General features: G+C 48.8%; 22 protein-coding genes. 7 read left to right on the plus strand and 15 right to left on the minus strand.

The window, feature by feature from the left end:
- Window positions 1–1,446, plus strand: a 1,446-nt coding sequence (gpmI, locus tag IKG78_RS18325) for a 2,3-bisphosphoglycerate-independent phosphoglycerate mutase (RefSeq protein WP_290946179.1), incomplete at its 5' end; no start/stop codon positions are given.
- 397 nt (window positions 1,447–1,843) lie between these two features.
- Window positions 1,844–2,131 (plus strand): metalloregulator ArsR/SmtB family transcription factor, encoded by a 288-nt coding sequence (locus IKG78_RS18330; protein WP_290946181.1) that lies wholly within the window; start codon window positions 1,844–1,846, stop codon window positions 2,129–2,131.
- A gap of 164 nt (window positions 2,132–2,295) precedes the next feature.
- Here the strand turns inward: IKG78_RS18330 and IKG78_RS18335 are convergent, their stop codons facing one another.
- From IKG78_RS18335 to rfbA, 7 genes are all read right to left on the minus strand, one after another.
- A complete protein-coding gene (locus IKG78_RS18335) occupies window positions 2,296–3,675 on the minus strand; it encodes a mannose-1-phosphate guanylyltransferase/mannose-6-phosphate isomerase (RefSeq protein ID WP_290946183.1) in 1,380 nt (459 codons plus the stop codon).
- A gap of 28 nt (window positions 3,676–3,703) precedes the next feature.
- Window positions 3,704–4,852: a polysaccharide biosynthesis/export family protein gene (locus tag IKG78_RS18340; RefSeq protein ID WP_290946185.1), complete on the minus strand. Its 1,149-nt coding sequence runs from the start codon at window positions 4,850–4,852 to the stop codon at window positions 3,704–3,706.
- 18 nt (window positions 4,853–4,870) lie between these two features.
- Window positions 4,871–5,317, minus strand: coding sequence for a low molecular weight protein-tyrosine-phosphatase (locus IKG78_RS18345; protein WP_290946186.1), 447 nt, complete (start codon window positions 5,315–5,317; stop codon window positions 4,871–4,873).
- A 201-nt stretch (window positions 5,318–5,518) separates the two neighbouring features.
- Window positions 5,519–6,082, minus strand: a complete 564-nt coding sequence (gene rfbC / locus IKG78_RS18350) for a dTDP-4-dehydrorhamnose 3,5-epimerase (protein ID WP_290946188.1) — start codon at window positions 6,080–6,082, stop codon at window positions 5,519–5,521.
- Window positions 6,083–6,198: 116 nt separating this feature from the next.
- A complete protein-coding gene (locus tag IKG78_RS18355) occupies window positions 6,199–7,335 on the minus strand; it encodes a dTDP-glucose 4,6-dehydratase (RefSeq protein WP_290946190.1) in 1,137 nt (378 codons plus the stop codon).
- Entirely contained in the window at window positions 7,289–7,759 is a 471-nt protein-coding gene (locus IKG78_RS18360; RefSeq protein ID WP_290946192.1) for an immune inhibitor A domain-containing protein, read from the minus strand. The genes IKG78_RS18355 and IKG78_RS18360 overlap by 47 nt, the downstream gene beginning before the upstream one ends.
- 362 nt (window positions 7,760–8,121) lie before the next feature.
- Window positions 8,122–9,009: a glucose-1-phosphate thymidylyltransferase RfbA gene (gene rfbA / locus IKG78_RS18365; RefSeq protein WP_290946194.1), complete on the minus strand. Its 888-nt coding sequence runs from the start codon at window positions 9,007–9,009 to the stop codon at window positions 8,122–8,124.
- 73 nt (window positions 9,010–9,082) lie between these two features.
- On the opposite strand from rfbA, the gene IKG78_RS18370 reads away from it, so the two are divergent.
- Window positions 9,083–11,707: a DUF3516 domain-containing protein gene (locus tag IKG78_RS18370; RefSeq protein WP_290946196.1), complete on the plus strand. Its 2,625-nt coding sequence runs from the start codon at window positions 9,083–9,085 to the stop codon at window positions 11,705–11,707.
- A 21-nt stretch (window positions 11,708–11,728) separates the two neighbouring features.
- Here the strand turns inward: IKG78_RS18370 and IKG78_RS18375 are convergent, their stop codons facing one another.
- Together IKG78_RS18375 and IKG78_RS18380 are read right to left on the minus strand one after the other, a co-directional pair.
- Window positions 11,729–13,312: an SO_0444 family Cu/Zn efflux transporter gene (locus IKG78_RS18375; protein WP_290946198.1), complete on the minus strand. Its 1,584-nt coding sequence runs from the start codon at window positions 13,310–13,312 to the stop codon at window positions 11,729–11,731.
- A gap of 2 nt (window positions 13,313–13,314) precedes the next feature.
- Complete coding sequence (locus IKG78_RS18380; protein WP_290946200.1) at window positions 13,315–13,617, minus strand: metalloregulator ArsR/SmtB family transcription factor; 303 nt, start codon at window positions 13,615–13,617, stop codon at window positions 13,315–13,317.
- 215 nt (window positions 13,618–13,832) lie between these two features.
- On the opposite strand from IKG78_RS18380, the gene IKG78_RS18385 reads away from it, so the two are divergent.
- The 4 genes from IKG78_RS18385 to IKG78_RS18400 are packed head-to-tail and all read left to right on the plus strand — an operon-like array spanning window position 13,833 to window position 18,328.
- Complete coding sequence (locus IKG78_RS18385) at window positions 13,833–14,774, plus strand: porin family protein (protein ID WP_290946202.1); 942 nt, start codon at window positions 13,833–13,835, stop codon at window positions 14,772–14,774.
- A gap of 23 nt (window positions 14,775–14,797) precedes the next feature.
- On the plus strand, window positions 14,798–16,423 hold the full coding sequence (locus IKG78_RS18390; RefSeq protein ID WP_290946204.1) for an NAD(P)H-hydrate dehydratase: 1,626 nt from the start codon (window positions 14,798–14,800) through the stop codon (window positions 16,421–16,423).
- Window positions 16,424–16,457: 34 nt separating this feature from the next.
- On the plus strand, window positions 16,458–17,267 hold the full coding sequence (locus IKG78_RS18395) for an NUDIX hydrolase (protein WP_290946206.1): 810 nt from the start codon (window positions 16,458–16,460) through the stop codon (window positions 17,265–17,267).
- Window positions 17,246–18,328 carry a sugar nucleotide-binding protein gene (locus IKG78_RS18400; RefSeq protein ID WP_290946208.1) on the plus strand — a complete coding sequence of 361 codons (1,083 nt, stop codon included), beginning with the start codon at window positions 17,246–17,248 and terminating at the stop codon, window positions 18,326–18,328. The genes IKG78_RS18395 and IKG78_RS18400 overlap by 22 nt, the downstream gene beginning before the upstream one ends.
- Before the next feature lie 2 nt (window positions 18,329–18,330).
- Here the strand turns inward: IKG78_RS18400 and IKG78_RS18405 are convergent, their stop codons facing one another.
- From IKG78_RS18405 to thrS, 6 genes are all read right to left on the minus strand, one after another.
- Window positions 18,331–19,149, minus strand: a complete 819-nt coding sequence (locus IKG78_RS18405) for a hypothetical protein (RefSeq protein ID WP_290946210.1) — start codon at window positions 19,147–19,149, stop codon at window positions 18,331–18,333.
- A gap of 3 nt (window positions 19,150–19,152) precedes the next feature.
- The gene (locus IKG78_RS18410; RefSeq protein WP_290946212.1) at window positions 19,153–19,896 is read right to left on the minus strand and encodes a hypothetical protein; all 744 of its coding nucleotides are present in this window, start codon (window positions 19,894–19,896) and stop codon (window positions 19,153–19,155) included.
- A 54-nt stretch (window positions 19,897–19,950) separates the two neighbouring features.
- Window positions 19,951–20,688 carry a hypothetical protein gene (locus tag IKG78_RS18415; protein ID WP_290946214.1) on the minus strand — a complete coding sequence of 246 codons (738 nt, stop codon included), beginning with the start codon at window positions 20,686–20,688 and terminating at the stop codon, window positions 19,951–19,953.
- A gap of 331 nt (window positions 20,689–21,019) precedes the next feature.
- Window positions 21,020–21,184 carry a hypothetical protein gene (locus tag IKG78_RS18420; RefSeq protein WP_290946216.1) on the minus strand — a complete coding sequence of 55 codons (165 nt, stop codon included), beginning with the start codon at window positions 21,182–21,184 and terminating at the stop codon, window positions 21,020–21,022.
- 91 nt (window positions 21,185–21,275) lie between these two features.
- A complete protein-coding gene (locus tag IKG78_RS18425; RefSeq protein ID WP_290946218.1) occupies window positions 21,276–21,431 on the minus strand; it encodes a hypothetical protein in 156 nt (51 codons plus the stop codon).
- 47 nt (window positions 21,432–21,478) lie between these two features.
- Window positions 21,479–23,184: threonine--tRNA ligase (thrS, locus tag IKG78_RS18430; protein ID WP_290946220.1), on the minus strand; the 1,706-nt coding region annotated here is incomplete at its 5' end.

Here is a 23,184-nt window from a genome sequence, read left to right on the forward strand (position 1 = left end):
CCGACCAACGAAGACATGGGTAACTCCGAAGTCGGCCACAACGCTATCGGTGCTGGCCAAGTCTATAACCAGGGTGCAGCCCTCGTGCAGGATTCCATCGTCTCTGGTGAAATCTTTGAACGTGACGCATGGAAGGAAATTGCCGGCAACGCCCGCGAAAAAAACACCGTCCTCCACTTCATCGGTCTCTTCAGCGACGGTAACGTCCACTCCAACATTTCTCACCTGAAGGCCATGGTCGCCCAGGCCAAGAAGGAAGGCCTCAAGAAGGTCCGCGTGCACATTTTGCTCGACGGTCGTGACGTGCCGGAAACTTCCGCTCTCGATTACGTTGGCCCGTTCGAAAAGTTCCTCGACGAACTCCGCTCTCCGGAATTTGACGTTTGCATTGCTAGCGGCGGTGGCCGTATGCAGATTACCATGGACCGTTACAACGCTAACTGGAAGATGGTGGAACTTGGCTGGAAGACCCACGTGCTCGGCGAAGGCCGCTACTTCGACAACGCTACGCAGGCTATCGAAACTCTCCGTGGCGAAACCAAGGCTATCGACCAGGACCTCCCGCCGTTCGTGATTGCGAAGGACGGCCAACCGGTCGGTACCATCAACGATGGCGACTCCGTGGTGTTCTTCAACTTCCGTGGCGACCGCGCCATCGAAATCACGCGCGCCTTCGAAGAAGAATCCTTCAACGAATTTGACCGCAAGCGCTTCCCGCACGTCTGCTACGCTGGCATGCTCCAGTACGACGGCGACCTCAAGCTTCCGAACCGCTTCCTCGTTCCGCCTCCGGCCATCAAGGAAACCAGCGGCGAATGGCTTTCCGAAACGGGCGTCAAGCAGTTCGCCTGCTCCGAAACGCAGAAGTACGGCCACGTGACCTACTTCTGGAATGGTAACCGTTCCAGCAAGTTCGACGGCGAAACCTACCTCGAAATTGAATCTGACGTTGTTCCGTTCGAACAGCGCCCGTGGATGAAGGCTGCCGAAATCACCGACGCCATGATCGAAGCTTTGAAGAGCGGCAAGTACCAGACTCTCCGTTGCAACTTCCCGAACGGCGACATGGTGGGCCACACCGGTTCCTTCCGCGCTGCTACGATGGCTATCGAAGCTGTAGATATCGGCCTCGCACGACTCCTCCCGGTGATCGACGCTCTCGGTGGTGTTGCCATCATCACGGCTGACCACGGTAACGCCGACGAAATGTACGAAATCGACAAGAAGACCGGCATGCCGAAGGTCAACAAGGACGGTTCCTTCAAGGCCAAGACGAGCCACACGCTCAACAAGGTGCCGTGTATCCTTTACGATAACGTCACGGGCGGCAAGCTCGGTCTCAAGGAAGGCGACTGGGGTCTTTCCAACATCGCCGCTACGACGGCCAACCTCCTCGGCCTCGAAAAGCACGAGGCTTGGGACGAATCTATGTTAATCGTTAAATAAACGATTAACATATAACGAGATTAAAAATGGAACCTGAAAAGGTTCCATTTTTGCTTCGCCTCCAAATCCTTGTTAAGAGCTGCGGCAGCCATAGGCTGGCGCATCTCTAAAAACAACGATTTCGTTCGACGAACGGAGGGCATAAAGCCCTCCTCCCGCACCATAGGTGCGGAGTCTCACGAGAGGCTTGGGACGACTCGATGCTCATCATCAAGTAGGTATGAGGTGTGAGGTCGGCACTTCGTGCCTTTGAGGTATGAGGTTTCCGCTTAACACGTTATCTAGATTAGAATTACAGAAAGGAACCTGCAAGGGTTCCTTTTTTATGCAATCAATTCAACTTAAAAAATTAATTTTTACCTTTTATATTTATAGAAAAATTTCTATATTTATATATATGAATAAGATTAACTATACGAAAATTGCAAAACAACTTAAGGTCATGGCGGATCCGAAACGTCTAAAAATCATCAACTTGCTTTCCAATGGAGAGATGTGCGCTACAGACATTCTCAAAGAATTTCGAGTGTCGCAGCCGACGCTTTCACACGACATGAAGGCTCTTGTCGATGGAAAATTTGTAATAGCTCGCCGCGATGGACAAAAGATGCTCTACGCCCTAAATCCAGATACGATTTTAGACATTCAAGTAACACTCGGCGATATTTGCAACGAGGACTTTTAAATATCACACCAACCTTAGTCCGAGGTGACAATGCAGGGATGTTCCGATTAAAGCCGATCCCGGCACCCTTCGACTGCGCTCAGGGCTGGCTTCGACCGGGATGACAGCACAAAAAATAGCGGGCCGCGAGGCCCGCCAAAGTTAAGCGATTACCAAACCACTTACTAAGAACGCTTGTAGTCGTCCTGCATGCGGATGATGTCGTCTTCGCCGGTGTATTCGCCGACTTGGACTTCAACGATCACGAGCGGGAGCTTGCCTTCGTTCTGCAAGCGATGCGGCGTTCCCGACGGGATGTAGGTCGATTCATTCGGACGCACGTAGAACACTTTGTCGCCAACCGTCACCGTTGCGGTACCACTCACGACGACCCAATGTTCCGAACGGTGCAAATGTTTCTGCAACGAAAGGCGTTCGCCCGGACGCACGACAATGCGCTTCATCTTGTAGCGGTCGGTCGATTCGAGCACGGAGTACGTACCCCACGGACGATTGACTGTCTGCGGAACCGTCGGCAAATCAGAGCCGCGAGCCTTGAGCTCATCGACAACCTTCTTGACCTTCTGGCTGCTCGCAAGCGGAGCGACCAAGAGAGCATCCGGCGTATCGACGATGAGCATGTTGTCCAAGTCAATCGTGCATATCTGACGCTGGCCACCGAGCACGAGCGAGTTCTTGGAACCGATGCCCAAGTGCTTTGCGTTTACGTTGTTGCCATTTTCGTCATGTTCGTATTCACCATAAAGAGAATCGAACGCACCGAGATCGGACCAGCCAATATCGCTCGGAACAACCTTCACCTTACTTGACTTTTCCATCACGGCATAGTCAATCGAATTCGACGGAATGTTCATCATGTCTTCATGATCGACACGGACGAGCGCATCCTTGTTTTCTTTCTTGGCGTTCGCAAAAGCAATCTTTGCGGCGTTCAAGATGTCCGGCGAATACGTGGCAAGTTCATCCAAGAACGTCGAAACCTTGAAGCAGAAAATACCGCTGTTCCAAAAGAACTTTCCAGATTCGACATACTTTTTTGCCGTTTCAAGATTCGGCTTTTCGACAAAGCGCTTGACATCTTCGCCATTCGCTTCGATGTAGCCATACCCCGTTTCCGGCCCTGTCGGCGTAATGCCAAATGTCACCATGAAACCGCTCTTGGCAAATTCTTCGGCCTTGCGCAAGCATTCTTCGTAAGCGTCCGTCTTGCGAATCACGTGATCCGACGGAGACACGAGAACGATATCGTCTGGATTCAGTCCAAGGCACGCAAGAGCAATCGCCGGAGCGGTGTTGCGGCCCACAGGCTCTAAAAGGAAGCGGACATCATCCGCATGAACTTCTTCGAGCTGGTCTTTAGCCAAAAAATACTGTTCTGCATTACTGACAATGTACTGTGCACTGCAAATGCGGGAATTTGTCTTAACCGTACGCTGGAACAAGGACGCTCCGTCAAAAAGACGGGCGAACTGTTTCGGCATCAAGGAGCGGCTTATCGGCCAAAGGCGCGTTCCGCTGCCACCACACAAAATAAGGTTAATCATATTTTAACAACCTTTAGCAGAGGACCTACTACTTTTTGGGACCGGCCCAGCCAGTATTATGAATGTATTGCACATTCTGAATAGCATCCGAAGTACTATTAAACGTATTAATAGTGGCGTTAAGCGTCGGCAAGATCAAACCAATAAAACGGTTCCACGTTGCAAGACCAGAAGCATCGACATATACGATATCACGCGGATTCATTTCAAAGCGGTCTGCCATTGCCAAAGCCATCGCATTCTTTGCATTCAACTGATAGATATCGATTTTGTCCGGAGCCGTATTTCTAATAACATAGATATCCCTCGACGAAGCATTAATTGCGTTTACACCACCCGATGCAGCAAGAGCTTCGGCCAATGACAAATAGTTATCCATGCGGACAACACCGCTCCTCGTCACTTCGCCAAGGACATAGACCTTTCTATCTCTTTCAGTATCGGATCTCAGCGGAACAAACACTTGGTCCCCCGGCTTCACGAGAATGCGTTCGATAGAAACATTGTTCTTGAACGCACGGGTATAATCGATGTTATAAACCTTTTCACCACGGCGGAGCTGAACGAAAGACGGGTCGGCCTTTTCATTGAAGCCACCCACTTCAGCAATCACGTCAGGGATAGTCATCGGATTTTCATCGAACTTCACATAACCAGGCCTATTCACAGCGCCCGTCACCAAAGCTTTGCGGCTGTGATAACCCGTCACGCGAACATCCACCTGCGGATCATTCAAGATTTTATCAGAAAGTCTCTTCGTAATTTCGTTACGGAGTTCCTGAGCGGTAAGACCGGCAGCCTGAATCACGCCCGCATACGGGTAGAAGAGCTTACCATCGGTCGTCACCTTCTGCCCAGCCGGCTGGTACTGCCCCATCGGAGAAGTGAGTTCCGGATGTTCCCAAACAACCACCTGCACCATGTCCAGAGGTCCAATCCTGTATTCCAAGTCCGGGAGGGAATCCACCATCAGGTCTTCCAACTTGCCCGCATTGGGATTCACGACAACCTGGACAGGTTCACCCATGTCGCCTTTATCAATGGAGTGCAGCTTGAACGAAATTCCATTATAGGACGTGGAATCCGAGGAAATGTCCATTCGCATCTGAGGTGCGGCAAAGCAACCACTCAGAATGGCAGCAGCGACTCCACAAAGAGCTATACCAATTTTATTCATAAGTTACCTTTTTAATTATTAGTGTTTGGCTTCACTTTGTTTAATCTTTTCAACCCAATACGGCGTCAATTTCGAAATAAAATTCCACGCCATGACATAAGCAGCTTCGGGCCTTCTGTAAGGGTCCGGAATATCAACTTGATGAGATTCTCCATAGCGGAAGACCTTGCCTTCAAGCCAAGGATATCTATGCAAAAGTTCCCTCTTATGACCGTTTTCCATCACGAGAATCAAATCAGCCCATTTGAGAATATCCAAGTTAATCTGGCGAGCCCTATGAGCACTCATATCAATACCGTGCTCCATGGCAATTTTCTGCGAGATTTCATGGGCAGGATTGTCAACCAACGCTCCAAGCCCTGCACTAATGACATTAAAATCAGGACCAAGTTCCTTTTTCAAAAGATACTCGCCTGTCGGGCTACGACAAATATTTCCGGTACAAACTACAAGTATGTTTTTCATGATGCGTAAAAATAGAAAAAATTTACAAAGGATTAAGGTATTAGGTATTAGGGGTTAGAGGAATTCTAGGAGAAAAGTATCTGCAATAAGAACCGTGTAAGAAGATCCCGGCCCTTCGGCAAGCTCAGGGACCTTAGGCCGGGATGACAGTTAGAAAAAGCAGTTTCCCTAAGACCTACAACCTATAACCTACCACCTAATCTACAGCTCAAATGCAAATCCCAAGTCCTTGAGAAGCGGGTTTTTCGTGTCCTTTTCGGAGAGGAGCGGTTCAAACCCGTCGCCCACCGGCCATTCAATACCAATTTCAGGATCATTCCACATGAGGCCGCCTTCGTCTTTTGCATCGTAAAGGCGAGTGCACTTATACACAAACGTCGCCGTTTCGCTAAGCACCACAAAGCCGTGGGCAAAGCCTTCTGGGATGTAGAACTGCTTCTTGTTTTCAGCAGAAAGCGTCACGCCTACCCATTTGCCAAACGTAGGGCTGCCCTTGCGAAGATCGACAGCAACATCGAAGACTTCGCCCTCGATGACGCGAACGAGCTTGCCCTGCGGATTCTTCTTTTGGAAATGCAGACCACGAAGCACGCCCTTCTTGCTACGGGATTCGTTATCTTGTACAAAAACCAAATTCAAGCCGGCAGCATCGAACTCCGCCTTGTTGTAGGTTTCCATGAAATAGCCACGCTGGTCGCCAAAAACAGTCGGCTCGACGATAGTCACGCCTTCAATAGAGGTTTTGATGAAATTGAATTTAGACATAAACTAGTGATTAGTGGTTAGTGGTTGGTGGTTAGGGTTCTAGCAGTTAGAAATCAGGTTCTCGGCGAAGCCGCATTTGTATTCCTGTTTACTAACCACTGCATACTAACCACTTTTTACCTATTCTTATACATCGTTTCGTAATACTTTTCGTAGTCGCCGCTCGTGATGTTATCGAGCCATTCCTGGTTGTCGAGGTACCAGCGGACGGTCTTTTCGATACCTTCTTCAAACTGTAACGACGGTTCCCAGCCGAGTTCCTTCTGGAGTTTGGTGGAGTCGATGGCGTAGCGGGCGTCGTGGCCCAAGCGGTCTGTCACGTAGGTGATGAGATTCAAGTCTTCGCCTTCGGCGCGACCGAGAAGCTTATCCACCGTCTTGATGACGACCTTGATGATGTCGATGTTTTTCCATTCGTTGAAGCCGCCGATGTTATAAGTTTCGGCAATCTTTCCGTTATGGAAAATCACGTCTATCGCGCGGGCGTGGTCTTCGACAAAGAGCCAATCGCGAACGTTTTCGCCTTTGCCATAGACCGGAAGCGGCTTCTTGTGGCGAATGTTGTTGATGAAAAGCGGAATCAACTTTTCGGGGAACTGGTACGGACCGTAGTTGTTGGAGCAGTTCGTGACAATCGTCGGCATGCCGTAAGTGTCGTGGAACGCGCGCACGAAGTGGTCGGAGCCGGCCTTGGATGCGGAATACGGAGAATGCGGAGTATATTTCGTCGTCTCGTAGAAGAAGTCGTCTCCGTAGGCCAAATGGTGTTCCGAACTGGAGGCCGTTGTCGTGAACGGAGGTGTAATGCCCTCCGGATGATTCATCTTGAGAGCGCCGTAAACTTCATCCGTCGAAATATGGTAGAATCGCTTGCCTTCGTACTTTTCTGGAAGGCTATCCCAGTAGAGTTTGGCTGCCTGCAAAAGGCTGAGCGTTCCCATGACATTCGTACGAGCAAATGTGAACGGATCCCTAATGGAACGATCGACATGGCTTTCTGCAGCAAGGTGAATAATGCCATCGACTTTTTCGTCTTGCATGAGCTTGTAGAAAGAGTCAAAGTCGCAGATGTCCATCTTCACAAACTTGTAGTTCGGCTTGTCTTCGACATCCTTGAGGTTAGCCAAGTTACCTGCGTACGTAAGCTTGTCGAGATTGATAATCTGATATTCAGGATACTTGTTCACAAACAGGCGCACGACATGGCTACCGATAAAGCCAGCCCCGCCAGTAATAACAATGGAACGTTTCATACATTTCTCCAATTAACACCGGAAATATAGTAAAGGGAGACTCAACAACCAGTCCACCCCCAACCATCATATTCCCCACAGACCCCTTATGCGGCCAGATAGATTCTACAATTCCTGAGCCATCCGAACCTACACCGGCAAAAATAACAGAGACAAAATCAACGACTCCATTGCCATCGTTATCGTACAACGAAAAATCGATTGCATTCCAATCAAGCAATTGCAAAGCCTCACGAACCGCCTGAACCGTGCCGTTAAAATTTCGATCCGTATCTGAACGCCCACCATAATAGGCTTTCGTTTTAGAAAGCGTCACAGGAGCCATTACATTAAAAGTAGGACGAAACATTCCATAGGAGCTTTTCAAGAAATAATCCCTAACACTACCGGCATTATGATATTCATTATACCCTTCTTTATTCAAGTAATCGTTAAATTACGATACCGGATCAGCATTCCTAAATTTTATATCTGAAAATTGGACAAGAAGCACAAGGGCACGCACATCGCCCTGTGTCACCTTTTTATTCACAGCAGGCAAACGCAATACCGGGGAATTAAGCAGTTGCAACGGATATGTAATATCATTGGCAATGGTTGAAAAACATTGTGATACCAAAATCAACAACGGCAACATAGCCTAGATTATTTTCATCGCTCTCCTCCTATTTTTTTTCGAGCTTCTAAATAAAATCTCCTAAACAAAATATAATAAAGAGTTTTTCTACACAGAGAAAGCCCGGACGAAATGCCGGGCGTAAAGAACTAAAGCGCAAAAACCAAGTTCTAGTAATGAATTTTTCCTTCGGCAACTTTCTTGAGATGCTGACCATAAGGCGACTTGCCATACTTGGCTGCCGATTCCAAGAGTTTATCCTTGCTGATCCAGCCGTTCTTGTACGCAATTTCTTCAATGGCAGAAATCTGGATACCCTGACGATTCTCGACCATTTTTACAAACTCGCCCGCTTCGATGAGGCTGTCCATCGTGCCAGTATCGAGCCAAGCAAAGCCGCGACCGAGGAGCTTCACATCGAGTTCGCCGTTGTCGAGATACGTTTTGTTGAGATCCGTAATTTCAAGTTCGCCCCGAGCACTCGGCTTTTGGGCCTTGGCAAATCCAGCCACGCGGTTGTCATAGAAATAAAGACCCGTAATGGCGTAATTGCTCTTCGGTTCCTTTGGCTTTTCTTCGACTGAAATTACCTTGCCATGGTCATCAAACTCTACAACGCCAAAGCGTTCCGGGTCTTCGACGTAGTAGCCGAACACGCTAGCACGACCATTTTTTTCAGCATTCTTGACGGCATCCTTCAAAAGCTGACTGAAGCCGTTTCCATAGAAGATATTATCGCCAAGAACCATCGCACAGCATTCGTCACCGATAAATTCTTCACCCAAAATAAACGCTTGGGCAAGTCCATCCGGACTCGGCTGCACCTTGTAACTCAAATTAAGTCCCATCGCGGAACCGTCGCCTAGCAAGCGTTCAAAGTTTGGCAAATCCGCAGGAGTCGAAATAATGAGAATGTCACGAATGCCCGCCAACATAAGAGTTGAAAGCGGGTAATAAATCATCGGCTTGTCATAGACCGGCAAAAGTTGCTTCGATGTGACCATCGTGAGCGGATACAAACGCGTGCCGGAGCCTCCAGCAAGTACGATTCCTTTCATCACAAATCTCCTTTGATTCCGAAAATAGAAAACTTCTAACATTTTATTTTCAAAAAGTTATCTTTGCACCATTATGGCAGAGCAAAACAAGCGTATTCTTAAAGAATTTTTGAATGAACTGGTAGAAAAAGCCCACGGAAACCGTGCTGATATTTCATCAGAAGATGTTTTAGAACAATTTATGGCGTGGGCAGAAGCTCGCAGAACAACGTTGTACCCCGCACAAGAAGAGGCTATCCTTGAACTTTTAGACGGCAAGAACGTTATCCTCAACACGCCGACCGGCAGCGGAAAGTCCATGGTGGCCCTCGCACTCCATTTTGACAGCCTTGTGCACAACCGCCGCAGCGTCTATACCTGCCCTATCAAAGCTTTGGTCAACGAAAAATGGATGGCCCTCTGCAAGGAATTCGGAGCCGAAAACGTCGGACTTTCGACCGGCGACGCAACCGTCAACCGCGACGCCCCCATCATTTGCTGCACGGCAGAAATTCTTTCAAACATGGCGCTCTGCGAAGGCGAAACTCTCTCCATCATCGACATCGTGATGGACGAATTCCATTACTACTCCGACCGCGAACGTGGTGTCGCTTGGCAAATTCCGCTTTTGACACTCCCGCAATCGCGATTTCTCCTGATGAGCGCGACCGTCGGTGCGACAGAATTTTTCGAGCGCGACATGACGAAGCATACAGGCCGTGAGTCTGTGACGGTCCGCTCCACGCAACGCCCAGTGCCTTTGGACTTCAGCTATAGCACGACAGAAATTTCGACTGAAGTGCAAAAGCTCGTGAACGAAGGCAAGGCTCCAGTTTATGTTGTCCACTTTACGCAAGCCGCAGCGGCCAGCAATGCCCAAAATTTCATGAGTCTTGACTTGTGCACCAAAGAAGAAAAAGTCAAGATTAACGAAGCGATCAAGGAAGTCCGTTTTGCAAGCCCGTACGGTCCGGATGTCAAGCGCTGGCTCAAGCAAGGCATCGGGTTGCACCACGCAGGACTTTTGCCGAAGTACCGCATTCTCTGCGAAAAGCTCGCCCAACAGGGCTTGCTCAAGGTTATTTGCGGAACGGATACGCTCGGCGTAGGCGTGAACGTGCCTATCCGCACCGTTCTTTTCACACAACTTTGCAAGTACAGCGGTGACAAGACCGCCATTTTAACCGCACGCGATTTTCACCAAATTGCAGGTCGCGCAGGCCGCAAGGGATTCGACAATGTCGGTTACGTTGTCGCGCAAGCACCGGAACACGTCATCGAGAATCTGAAACTCGAAGCTAAAACACGTACAACAGGGAAAAAATTCCAAAAACGCAAACCGCCAGAGCATGGCTACATTCCGTTTGACGAAAATACGTTCAAACGTTTGATTGATTCCGCACCAGAACCGCTCACGTCAAGTTTCCAAGTGAACCACGGGATGCTTTTGAACATCTTGAGCCGTCCGACAGACGGTTGCCGCGCCATGCGTACGCTCTTGAAGGATTGTCACGAAAGTGCCGCCAGCAAAAAACAATTGCAGCACCGCGCGTTCTTGCTGTTCCGCAGTCTCGTCGAAAAAAAGATTATTGAATTCGTGCCAGCCGTTGCACCGGGATACAGCCACTTGCGCGTGAACATGGATTTGCAAGATGACTTTTCGATGAACCAGCCGCTTTCGCTGTACCTGCTCGACACGCTCCCGAAGCTCGACAAGGATTCGCCGGAATACGCACTAGACGTGATTACCTTGTGCGAAAGTATTCTCGAAAATCCCGATGCGATTTTGAGAATCCAGCAGAACAAGGCCCGCGACGCCCGCATGAACGAGCTCAAAGCCCAAGGCATGGAATACAACCAACGCCTTGAAGAGCTCGAAAAAGTCGAATACCCCAAGCCGCTCCGAGACTTTATCTACGATACGTTCAACGCATTCGCAGAAATCCACCCATGGGTGGATGAAAACATCGAGCCAAAATCTATTGTACGTGAAATGTTCGAAAACTTCAGCACATTCAGCGGATACGTGAAGCAATACAACTTGCAGCGCATGGAAGCTATTTTGCTCCGCCACCTGAACGGCGTGTATAAAGTTCTTTCGCAGACCGTGCCGGATGGCTACAAGAACGAAGAACTCTTGGAAATGCAGGACTACCTTGGCGAAATGATCCGCCGCGTGGATTCCAGCTTGCTCGAAGAATGGGAAAAGATGGCGCACCCGGAAGATTACCAGAAACGCTTGGACGATGGTTCGACAGGCTCACCAACCGATATAGAAAAGGCGTTTGGTGCAGACAAGGCCGCAGCAGACATCACTTATGACAAGAAGCGATTCCTCTCCATGGTACGCCAGCGCATTTTCCAGATTATGATGAGCTTGCAAAAGCAGGACTTTTCGGATGTTTTGGACAGCCTCGCCGACGACCTCGCCGAAGGCGAACTTTTGGCAGATGCAGAAGGGACACCGTGGACAGAAAAACGGCTCATCGAAACGATGGCCGCCTATACCGCCGAGCATCACAAGTTCCGCATGGACGTTGAAGGCCGCGCCCTCGCCCACACGATTGTCACTTACGAAGGCAATACGATGTGCATACAGCAAATGCTCCAGGACGAAGAAGAATTCAACGACTGGAGCATCGATTTCACGGTCAATCTCGACGAAAGCCGAGAAGCCGGAATGCCATTGCTAAAGCTTGCACGAATCGGTGAAGTCTAAGTTCGCATAAAACGTCGCGACCTAAGCTTCACCGCCGAACTCGAAACCGGCTTCTTCAACCGCTGTTTTTAAAGCGGTCTCGTCAACATCATCATCGTCGTGATACTCCACATACAAGGATTTGCTTGCGACATTGGCTTCAGCAAATACCACGCCATCTAGCAAACGTACCGCTTTTTCGACACACGCTTTGCAGTGGCTGCAATTCATGCCATTCACGCGATACGTTTTAGAGACAGGCTCGGAATGCGCCAAGGTCGCTGAGCCTGCCGAAGCGCCGTGATGATGGTCATGTTCACTGTGTTCATGGCCTCCACAAGATTCGCCGCATTCGCAGTGGTCATGATCGTGATCGACTTCGCAAGAGTCAGCACACTTGCAGGAATCGCCGCAACCGCAGCCACAACCGCAATGGCCGTCGCAGCCATTGTGGATAAACTTTGCATAAATCATGAACGCAGCCAAAAGTCCAGCACAAGCATAATCAAATATACCTAACGCCCCATGGCCGTGGCATTCCGCCGCACCGCTCGGAAGCATCGCCGAAAGGAACGTATCCATAAAGAACGTATCGACAATGAAGCCAAAGCCAATCGCACCAACGGCAATCGAAACAAGATAAGCAATGAGCGTACGCTTGCCAAAAGCTTTGCCAACCACAAGCATTGAAGCGATACTCGTTGCAGGCCCAGCCATCAAAAGCACGAGAGCAGCCCCCGGCGTAATGCCCTTCGCGACAAGCGCAAGCGCCAGCGGGATAGAACCTGTCGCGCATGTGTACATCGGCATCGCGAGCAAGAGAATAGCAACCATGCAAAGCAGCGGATATTCACGCAAGGCCATAAAGAAATCATTCGGCACGAATGCAGAGATCAACGCACCGAGCAAAAGTCCAATCATAAGCCACTTGCTGACATCGCCCACCATGTTCACAAGACCATAGCGGAAAGTCTCCACAATTTTTTGACCAAACGTCATGTGACGAACATCGCGCGATTCACAAGAGCCGCAACAGGTCGCTGAGCCCGCCGAAGCGCCACAACCGCAATGATCATGGTCGCAATCATCGTGATCGCCACATTCGCAGTGTTCGTGAGGTTCATGTTCATGATGCTCATGATGTTCGTGAGAATGTTCCGCAGAATGTGAATGTTTATGTTCGGCGGTCTCATGCGTGGTATTTTCAGATTCACCACGCGTTGCAAAGTTTGTCAGCACTCCGCCGAACAAAGCAGTCGCCAAAGCGGCCACCGGGCGCAAAATCGCAAACGGAAGCCCAAGCAACGAATACGTCGCCAAAATCGAATCAACGCCTGTCGCCGGAGTCGAGATGAGGAAGCTCACGCTCGCCCCCTTGCTAGCCCCTTCCTTGCGAATCGCAATCGACGTCGGAATCACGCCGCAACTGCAAATCGGAAGCGGAACGCCAAACAAGGCTGCCCACAGCACCGAAGCAAAATTCGATTTTGATATCTTCGGTACATACAAAGCATTCGGAATCCATACATGAATAATTCCCGCCAACAAAAAACCGAGCAGCAAGAACGGAGCCATCTCCGAAAACAGCGTAATAAATTCATGAACAAAAGCAGATACGAAATCCATGATTAGCCCTTCTTCTTATGCAAAATGTGAGCAAGCCCCGTATTGAAAATCTCGCCGATATGTTCATCGTCGAGTGCGTAATAAATCTTTCGACCATCGCGAGTCGGCTTGACGAGATTTGCTGTGCGCAAAATTCTCAACTGGTGACTCACCACGGACTGTTCAAGATTCAGCTTTTCAGCAATGGCACTCACGGACATCTCGCCCGAAAGCAGCAGATGAATCACGCGGATGCGGGTCGTATCGCCAAAGAACTTGAAGAACTCCGAGAGTTCAAAAAGCGTATCAATGGAAATATTTTGCATGTTCGACGCTTTACACATAATTATTCTCTCTTTAATTGTTTAAATACATGAACAACAATTCATATATACATATTTTCATTTAATTAGTCAAGTGAAAAACATCAATTTTATACCATTTTGGAGCATAATGTGTCATAACGGACTATTCTGTTTATTATATTTTCATTACAAGGAAGGGATGTTCCAACAAAGGAATCCACTTAAAAGGAGTTTTTATGAAAAATCTTGCAGCAGGTCTTTTGACCATCCTCTGCGCTACGGCTTTCTCGTTCGCACAATCTAGCGACCAGCCAAACGACCAATCCTACGAGCAAAATTACGGACAAGCAGACAACTCGCAAGTCGTTCCGGCAGCCGTCGAAACCCCAGCATACGCAGAATCCCAAGCCGAACAAAATACTGATGCTCAGCCGATTGCAACAGAACCAGCAAACACCAGCGTAACAAATGACAATGTTGCAAACGCAAACATCGAAAACAACGACCCCATGCCCATTGACGAAGTGGCGCCGGTCAAGAAAAAAGCCCCTGTCAGCATCGGCGTCAATGCAACATTTATTTACGGATACTTCTGGGGATTCGAAGACCTAACATCCGATGGCTATGACAATCCCACTGGTATTGGCGGAGAATTCGGTCTCGCGGGTCGTTTTACAATGGCAGAAGGCCTCCAGTTCTCTCCTGAAATTTCTTTCCGCATTTTCAACGTAAGCCATAAAGATGGTGACGACGACGATAGCAATGAAAGATGCTACAATCAAATGTTCATCGATATAGCACTTTATCTGCGAGGCGTTCTCGGAAACGGATTTTTCCTTGAAATCGCACCTCAAGTTTCAATCAACACAAGCGCAGAATATACAATTGACGGGGTTGACTATAACAAAAACGAATTTGGCAATATTGAACAATCCGTCGCAGAATTCGGTCTCAACGTCGGTGCCGGTTACTTTATTTTAGACAATTTAAGTCTGAGTTTCCGTTGGTACATGGGATTCAACGAAATTTTCCCCGACGTAAAATATGAAGGTGATGTCGAAAATTGGAATTCACTTGACGGAAACAAAATCAAAAAAAGCATCAAGCGCTCTGACATACACTTAAAGGGTGCACACACAATGATGTTCAAGTTCGGCGTCACCTACTGGTTTATTTAACTGTAAATAGAACACATCAAAAAATGAGTCCGCTTTCCGCTTTAAACTTGACTCCCATTCTTTCGACTGGCACCATGCGTAAGCTTGATGCATCATCGAAAACGTTTTTAGCGGAACAGCACAAAGAGAGTCCCTCCGAGCAAGACGTTATCCAAAGCGGATACACGCTAATGCAGGAGGCGGGACTTGCATTGTTCAAGTTCGTTCAAGCAAAATCGCTAGAACCCGTTGCGGTGTTCATCGGAGGCGGGAACAACGGCGGAGACGGACTCGTTCTTGCAAAGCATCTTTTGCAAGCTGGAATTAAAAATACCGTTTTCAGTCTCGCGCCCACGAATAAATTCCAGAACGAAGCAAAACTTGCGCTCAAAGATTTTTTCAAGGCAGGCGGGCAACTCTACGAAGTCACCGAACTTTTAGACGGTTTCAAGCTCGTTGTCGATTGCATGCTCGGAAACGGAGCAAAAGGCGAACTTCGCGCAGCTTTCGCAAATGCCGTACAAGTCATTCACAACAGCGGCCTCCCCGTCATTGCAGCAGATGCACCTACGGGATACGATTCCGCAGCGCATATTTGCAACGACATTTGCATCCATGCCAATGAAACCATGTTGTTCGGATTTCCGCGACTGGACGCTTACGAGAAGGAAGGCGGGAAAGCGTTTGGCAAAACAACCGTCGCAAATCTCAGTTATCCAGATGAACTGGTAAAGCAATTCGACGAAAGGAATTACCTCGTCACGGAAGATGCCATTCCGCAGCTACTCCCAAAACGCGATGAATGGGGCGACAAGCGAGTCCAAGGAACTGCATTAATTATTGCCGGTTCCAAGGATATGCCGGGAGCAGCTGCACTGTGTACAGAAGCCGCACTCCGTAGCGGAGCGGGTCTTGTCACGCTGGCGACATCGCAAGCAATAATGCCGGTATTACAAACAAAGATTTCGGAATCGGTATTTTGTGGACTCGTTGACAACGAGAAATGCAGTAGTGAAAATTACGGGACATTGCAACAACACCACATCCCGACTTTACTTAATCATGCAAAACACGCAAACGCGGTCGCCATCGGCCCAGGGCTTTCAACAAACAAAGAATCCGTCAAAGCAGTCCTTGAATTGTTGCCGCAACTGAACACACCCACAGTTATTGATGCAGATGCGTTAAACGCCATTGCGACATTAAACGACAACACCGCCCTCACATGCGATAATGCGGCCATCGAATATCTTCAAAAGTTGCAAGCGCCCGCCATTTTAACACCGCACGTGAGAGAATTCGCAAGACTATTCGGCAAACTTCCCAGCAGTTTCGAAATACCAAACTGTTTAAGAAGTATTGCCACAAGCACAAACAAAGTCCTTTTGTTAAAAGGCGCACCCACCTACATCGCCGCACCCGATGGAAACGTTTATGTTATTCCTGTCGCCAATTCGGGCATGGCCAAAGGCGGTAGCGGAGATGTCCTCACGGGAATCATTGCAGCACTCCTCGCACAGGGAATCGGAACTGCCGAAGTAGCCGTTCTTGGAGCTCTTTTGCATCAAAAAGCAGGGCGGATCGCCCGCGAAGAGTTCGGTGCATTCAGCATGCTCCCAAGCGACATCATCAAGAATTTGCACAAGGCATTTTCTGCCATAAGCGCCTAATTCTGCAAGGTTTTTCTTTTTTAAATTTGCATCCATGAAATCGTGGAAAATTTTGAATTCGGAATACCTCGTAGATGCTCCTTGGCTAAAAGTTGCCAAGGAAAAATGCGAACTGCCGAACGGTAAAGTGATTGACGATTTCTATACGTTATGGCAACCCGACTGGGTGATGATTCTCCCTCGCACGAAAGACGGCAAGTGGGTCATGACAAAGCAATACCGCCATGGCATACAAAAAATCGCTCTAGAATTTCCAGCGGGTATTATCGACAAAGGCGAAACGCCAGAAGATGCCGCCATCCGCGAATTGCAAGAAGAATGCGGATATACTTTAGACGAGAGACGAGAGACGTGGTTCGACAGGCTCACCAACCTTGACGAAAGACGAGAGAACGCCGCAATGCGGCTACAGACGAGAGACGAGAGTGGCGAGCGTTGCAGCCATGTTTGCATGGATCCTATCGGCTGCGCCTCCAGGATGACAGCAGAAGGGAGGAGTCCTTCCGGAACGGAGTCCGGGATGACAAGTGGCACACATGACAACAACAGGGATGTGACTGGATCCTTCGCGACAGAAAGCGTTACAATCCCTAACCCCTACGACCTAAAACCTATCACCTATTTAGGTTCTTTTTCCGTAAATCCCGACAGGCATCGCGGGCACTTCCATGTAGTGTTTATCGACGACGTAGAACGCTTGGGCAACACGCATTTCGACGATACCGAAGACATCGAAACTTTGACGCTTACAGACGAAGAACTTCAAGCAAAAATTGCAGACGGCACGTACGACCACCCGCTTCAGATTGCAGGATACTTCAAGTGGAAACTGACGCAGAAGTAAAATACCCGCTAAAGATGCGGTCTATCCGCCTACCGATTTTGATTCTCGGGCTGAACGGCGTTCCCGGCTACGCACTTTTTAGGCATTTCAACAAACTGTACGGCGGAGCAACCGCTCGCGGAAAAGCTCCGGAAGTTGTCGGGATTCGCCCCATCAAGCACCCCTGCGTTTTCGGAGAAAACGTTTTTGCAGTCGATGCCGAAGAAACGGAACGCTTAGGCGAACTTTTCGAACGTTTCCGCTTTGGCACGGTCATTGACGCGAGCGGAAACTGCGCACTCAAGGCATGCGAATGCGACCCCGCCCGCAGCCGCCTCTTGAATTACAGCCAAGGTGTCGATGCCGCCACGTTCGCCGCACGCTACAACGCAACGCTTATCCGCATTTCAGCAGACATGGTCTTTAGCGGTAACGAAAAGACAAAGCCGAACCGTCCCTATGTCGAAACCGACCCGAAAGACCCCATCCACAATTACGGCAAGCACCAAGCCGAAGCAGAAGATGCCATCACCGCTATCAAGCCGGACGCAGTGATTCTCCGCGTGCCGCTCCCGATGGACTACGCCCCCGGCGGATGTGCGGGTGCCATCGACTGGATAACATACCGTTTTCGCCCCGGTCGCCCGGCAACGCTTTTCACAGACGAATTCCGCAATCCGCTTTCGGGGCCAGACCTTTGCCGCACCGTGCAATATATTTTGGAGCACGAATTCCCAGCCGGCATTTACAACTGCGGTGGGCCACGAAGCGTTTCGCTTTACAATGTCGGGCAAATCGTGAACGCAGTCGGCGGTTACCCTGCAGAACTCCTCCACGGAGTGCCTCGCATAGAAGGAGGCCCGATGCCGCCACGCGTAGGCGACCTGAGCATCAATTCAGAAAAACTTTATAAGCTATTGCCGCCAGGGTTTATCAAGCCGTGGCCCGTCTTTGACTGGCTCGTACCCAACAGTTTCGATTGGCACAAGACATTTGGGCGCAATATCACAGACAAAAGCAAAATGGGCAGCGACGAAGCCATCACCAAATTGCTCGTCAACGGAATTGATACAGAGCTATAACATTATCCGCGAGTGATGCGGAAGAACAAGCCTATGAAGTGATGGCCACCATCATCGCCATCATTCACATTTTCATACACCACTTTGGTAAAAGCAAAGCCGACTCCAATGGACCAAGTATCGGACACCCACCAATCCTTGCCTAACTCATATCGGGTAAAAATACCCATCACGCCACTGATTTCTTTATTTTCGCTTTTCACCTTAGCAAGAGAAACGTCAGCACCACCCGAGATTCCCACATAAAAACCATTCAACGGAGAAATTGCATCGCGGAACGGATAAACAGAAAAGCCTAAGCCAAGCGATATATAAAATGCGTAACCATCCTCTTTTTTATCAAGCTTTCCTAAAAGCGTTTTCTGCACATTTTCATCGGAACCATTTAGAACAACTTTTTCTAAAGAAAAATCTTCCTTATAAACTGTTCCTTCACCGTTATACAAGCTTCCTGTCATAGAGGCATATATAGCAACCAAATTTCCCACAGATCTTCCCATTCGAACATCTAGCGTAGGAAATCCAAAACCACTGAAACCCTCTTTTTTATTATTTTCGCCACCAAACCATCGTTCTTCATAAACACCATCAAACCTTGTTTGACTAGCTCCAGTAGAGTAACTAGAAGAGTAACTGTTCAAATTTGAACTCATATAAGATAAACCAAGACCTGCACTAAAAAAGAAACCGCGATGTTCACGAGACAAAAGATTATTCTTTGGAGACGGAGCCATTGGTGTTTCAACAGAAGCCACATCCTGGGCCCACGCAACCGCAGCAAACACAAAAACACAAACAAAATTTTTTATCAAGCTCATCATCAATTACCCTCGCGTCAAACGTAAAGAAAGCGACAGAATGTTGTCGGACTTATGAGAATCAGCAGTTTTCCATACAAGGCCGTCATGGGCAAAGCCAAGCCCCACGCCAATTGAGAAATGATCGTTCATCCACCATTCCTTGCCAACTTCCACCTGAAAACCGATTCCCCCATTTCCGGTATTGTCAGGGCCGCCAATTCCTGGCGATATAGCGACAAAGAGCGTATATCCGAAAGAACTTCCGACAAAAAGACCATAAAGCGGCGAATTCTTGTCCTGAATGGGATAAAACGTCGAGCCAAAACCCAAATACATTCTAAAGTTATACCCCGTACCCGATGTAGGATCTTTAATATTCTTTTCATCGCGAGTTTCAAGGCAAACGTCTTCGTCATTACAAACAAAGCGATATTCTTCGTTATAATAATCCATAGATCCCAAAAAGAATCCCATGTTAAAAACCGTATGTAATGCAACGATATTTCCAAGAGCATAGCCAAACTTGAATTCAATTAACGAAAAGGAGAATCCGTTGTACTCAAAGAAATCTATATCACGGTCAAACTCGTTACCATATTTATGAAGATCATTGAGACTGTTATTAAACCAGTTGTAAGCAAAACCTATAGAGGTGCTATTGTAAAAGCCTCGGTGCTCACGCGGAGCAGGCGTGCCTAAAGACGGAAAAGACTGTGCGCATACAAAACTAACGGCACAAAGAACAAGAAACGCAATAACTTTTTTCATAAATTCAAAACCTACAAAATAAATTATATAATTTATCCTTATCTATAAAATCAACTAGCCACGTGTCATGCGAAACGAAAGAGACAAGACGTTATCTGATTTATGGGAATCATTGACTTTCCACGCAATGCTGGTATGTGCGAAACCAAAGCCAAAACCAAATGAAACATGGTCGCTAATCCACCATTCCTTGCCAATTTCCAATTCGAATCCAAAGCCGCCATTTCCACTAGTTTCTTCGCCAATTCCATCCGAAAGAGTAACGAAAAGCGTATATCCGACAGAGCCACCGACAAAGAAACCATTGAGTGGTGAACAAATGTCCCTGAACGGATAGAAAGTCGCGCCAAAGCCAAAATACGTTCTCAAGCTATTCGCATCAGAAGACTCCGAATCACGTTCCTTTTCGGTTTGACGAACTTCGGCACAAACACCATCACTAGTGCAAATAGAAGTTCGCTTTTCATTGGAGAAGTCCAATGTTCCTGAAAAAAAGCCTATGTTAAAATCCAAATGGAACGCAACAAGATTTTCAAAGGCAATGCCAAACTTAAATTCGCTCATGGGGAACGTAAATCCGCTGAATTCATAGTGATCCATGTCGTAACGGCTATTATAATCTAGAACATCTTCACGACTATTGTCGTACCAGTTATACGCAAATCCAAAAGACATGTTGCTGTAAAAGCCGCGATGTTCTTGCGGAGTTGATGCGCCCGCAGAAGGAGATGATTGTGCACTAGCGAAGCTGGCAACGCACAAGATAATTAAAGCAATAAGTTTATTATTCATAATTCTAACAGAGGTTGCAAAACTTGAATACATAATATAGAAAAAACTCATCATAAATATGTAGTCTATTCAAACGACTATTTTTAAGTGGGAATAAACGTGCATTTAGTGTATAAATTTCAGGAATTGAAGCAGAAATATAATGTTAGAAGAATCATACACAACATAATCACATATCCAATTGCAAATGATTCTTTAAAAAACGTCTTGATTGCAAATTTGATTCTATACGCAATGAATCAATTCCTTTTCTAGACAAAAAAAACGCAGGCTCAAAGGAACCTACGTTTTCCAAAATGTCATCCCGGACTTGTTCCGGGATCGCCTTTTACTAGCGAACAACCTTGCGGTCTCCTGCAGTCATTTCGAGGAACTGGGCAACAGTCATCTGACCCTTGGGGACTCCTACGGAGTCCTTCCCGCTCGCCTCGGTCCTGCCAAAATAGCGAAGCGCAAGCATTTTGTCGCGACTCTCGGCTTGGGCGGTAATCGCCATCCTTACGCTTACACATGAAAAAAAACGTAGGCTCAAAGGAACCTACGTTTTCCAAAATGTCATCCCGGACTTGTTCCGGGATCGCCTTTTACTAGCGAACGACTTTTCGGTCTTCAGCGGTCATTTCGAGGAACTGGGCGACGGTCATTTGACCCTTATCGCCTTCCTTTCTCTTGTTGACAGCGATGAGACCTTCAGCCTGTTCCTTTTGGAGTGCTACGCACTCCCAACTGCCGCGGCTCGGCAATGGACAAACAAGTTTGTCCGCTGCGCTCGCCTTATGCAGTTGTCGCCTTATCTCACAACCTTGCGGTCGTCTTCCGTCATCTTGAGGAAGTCGGCGACCTTCATGGAACCCTTGTCTCCGTCCTTACGTTTGCGAACAGAGACAACGCCATCGGCAACTTCTTTCTCGCCGACGATGAGGAGGTAAGGCACCTTCTGCAGTTCGCACTGGCGGATCTTGTAGCCAAGCTTTTCGTTGGATTCGTCGACTTCCACGCGGACGCCAGCGTTCACGAGCTCACGTTCCACGGACTTGGCGTAGTCAACGAACTTTTCAGAAATCGGGAGCACGCGGGCCTGAACCGGAGCGAGCCACAGCGGGAAATCGCCCATGAATTCTTCAATCAAAATGCCGAGGAAGCGTTCGATGGAACCCACGGCGGCGCGGTGCAGCATCACCGGAATGTGCTTCTGGTTGTCCTTGCCGACATACTCGGCACCCAGACGCTGCGGGAGGTTGAAGTCCACCTGGATGGTACCGCACTGCCAGTCACGACCGAGGGAGTCCTTCAGCGTGAATTCGAGCTTCGGGCCGTAGAAGGCACCTTCACCCGGGTTCAGAATGTAGTCGAGGCCAGCGAGCTTTGTTGCTTCGGCGAGGGCGGCTTCAGCCTTGTCCCAGATTTCGTCGGAACCCACGCGCTTTTCCGGGCGGGTGGAGAACTTCACCACGATATCGTCGAAACCGAAGTCGTGGTAGATTTCCTTGACGAGGGCGCAGAAGTCGGCCACTTCGCTTGCAATCTGGTTTTCGGTACAGAAAATGTGGGCGTCGTCCTGCACAAAGCCGCGCACGCGCATCAGGCCGTGCATCGTACCGGCAGGTTCGTAACGGTGGCACTTACCGAATTCGGCAAGGCGCATCGGAAGGTCGCGCCAGCTGCGCAGACCCGTATTGAAAATCTGGATGTGGCAGGGGCAGTTCATCGGCTTCACGGCCATTTCCACGTCGCCAGCCAGCGTCTTGAACATGTTCTCGTTGTACTTGTCGGCGTGGCCGGACTTGATCCACAAAGTCTTGTTCACGATTTCCGGCGTAATCACTTCGAGGTAGCCGCGACGGTCAATCTTACCGCGGATGTAGTCCTTCAGGGCGTTCACCATCTTGGTGCCCTTCGGGTGCCAGAACACCATGCCCGGAGAATGGTCTTCGATGTGGTAGAGGTCCATTTCCTTGCCGATCTTGCGGTGGTCGCGCTTTTCGGCCTCTTCCAGGAACTTCAGGTATGTTTCGAGACCTTCCTTGTCTGCAAAGCAGGTGCCGTACACGCGGGTCAGCTGGTCGCTGTTCTGGTCGCCATGCCAGTAAGCACCGGACATGGAGAGCACCTTGAAATTCTTGAGCTTGCCAGTAGAGGGCACGTGGGGGCCAGCGCAGAGGTCTTCAAAGTTCTTGCCCGGTTCGCCAGTCACGTAGAAGCTGAGCGTACCGTCGCTGCCTTCGCGGGCGAGTGCGCGCTGGGCGTTGTCCGTCTTGTACTTGTCGCCTTCCGTGCGCTTCAGGCCTTCGGCGGCGCTGACTTCGCAACGGGTAAACGGACGGTCTTCCTTGATGATTTCCTTCATGCGCTTTTCGATGCGCTCAAAATCCGACTGCTGGATCGGGGTCGGTGTCATCAAATCGTAGTAGAAACCCTTTTCGATAGCCGGACCGTAGGCGAGCTTGGTGCCCGGGAACAGGTCGCAGATGGCTTCGGCAAGCACGTGGCTGCAGC

This window comes from Fibrobacter sp. (genome assembly GCF_017545445.1).
In the GTDB taxonomy this organism is placed as follows: domain Bacteria; phylum Fibrobacterota; class Fibrobacteria; order Fibrobacterales; family Fibrobacteraceae; genus Fibrobacter.

What these genes read in the sequence shown, in the direction of transcription:
- IKG78_RS18390 (WP_290946204.1), top strand. Translation starts at nt 14,798, where the DNA reads ATGAGTCCGCTTTCCGCTTTAAACTTGACTCCCATTCTTTCGACTGGC.
- IKG78_RS18410 (WP_290946212.1), bottom strand. Translation starts at nt 19,896, where the DNA reads ATGAAAAAAGTTATTGCGTTTCTTGTTCTTTGTGCCGTTAGTTTTGTA.
- IKG78_RS18395 (WP_290946206.1), top strand. Translation starts at nt 16,458, where the DNA reads ATGAAATCGTGGAAAATTTTGAATTCGGAATACCTCGTAGATGCTCCT.
- IKG78_RS18405 (WP_290946210.1), bottom strand. Translation starts at nt 19,149, where the DNA reads ATGATGAGCTTGATAAAAAATTTTGTTTGTGTTTTTGTGTTTGCTGCG.
- IKG78_RS18375 (WP_290946198.1), bottom strand. Translation starts at nt 13,312, where the DNA reads ATGGATTTCGTATCTGCTTTTGTTCATGAATTTATTACGCTGTTTTCG.
- rfbC (WP_290946188.1), bottom strand. Translation starts at nt 6,082, where the DNA reads ATGTCTAAATTCAATTTCATCAAAACCTCTATTGAAGGCGTGACTATC.
- IKG78_RS18370 (WP_290946196.1), top strand. Translation starts at nt 9,083, where the DNA reads ATGGCAGAGCAAAACAAGCGTATTCTTAAAGAATTTTTGAATGAACTG.
- IKG78_RS18330 (WP_290946181.1), top strand. Translation starts at nt 1,844, where the DNA reads ATGAATAAGATTAACTATACGAAAATTGCAAAACAACTTAAGGTCATG.
- IKG78_RS18415 (WP_290946214.1), bottom strand. Translation starts at nt 20,688, where the DNA reads ATGAATAATAAACTTATTGCTTTAATTATCTTGTGCGTTGCCAGCTTC.
- IKG78_RS18345 (WP_290946186.1), bottom strand. Translation starts at nt 5,317, where the DNA reads ATGAAAAACATACTTGTAGTTTGTACCGGAAATATTTGTCGTAGCCCG.
- IKG78_RS18380 (WP_290946200.1), bottom strand. Translation starts at nt 13,617, where the DNA reads ATGCAAAATATTTCCATTGATACGCTTTTTGAACTCTCGGAGTTCTTC.
- IKG78_RS18355 (WP_290946190.1), bottom strand. Translation starts at nt 7,335, where the DNA reads ATGAAACGTTCCATTGTTATTACTGGCGGGGCTGGCTTTATCGGTAGC.
- IKG78_RS18385 (WP_290946202.1), top strand. Translation starts at nt 13,833, where the DNA reads ATGAAAAATCTTGCAGCAGGTCTTTTGACCATCCTCTGCGCTACGGCT.
- IKG78_RS18335 (WP_290946183.1), bottom strand. Translation starts at nt 3,675, where the DNA reads ATGATTAACCTTATTTTGTGTGGTGGCAGCGGAACGCGCCTTTGGCCG.
- IKG78_RS18340 (WP_290946185.1), bottom strand. Translation starts at nt 4,852, where the DNA reads ATGAATAAAATTGGTATAGCTCTTTGTGGAGTCGCTGCTGCCATTCTG.
- rfbA (WP_290946194.1), bottom strand. Translation starts at nt 9,009, where the DNA reads ATGAAAGGAATCGTACTTGCTGGAGGCTCCGGCACGCGTTTGTATCCG.
- IKG78_RS18420 (WP_290946216.1), bottom strand. Translation starts at nt 21,184, where the DNA reads ATGGCGATTACCGCCCAAGCCGAGAGTCGCGACAAAATGCTTGCGCTT.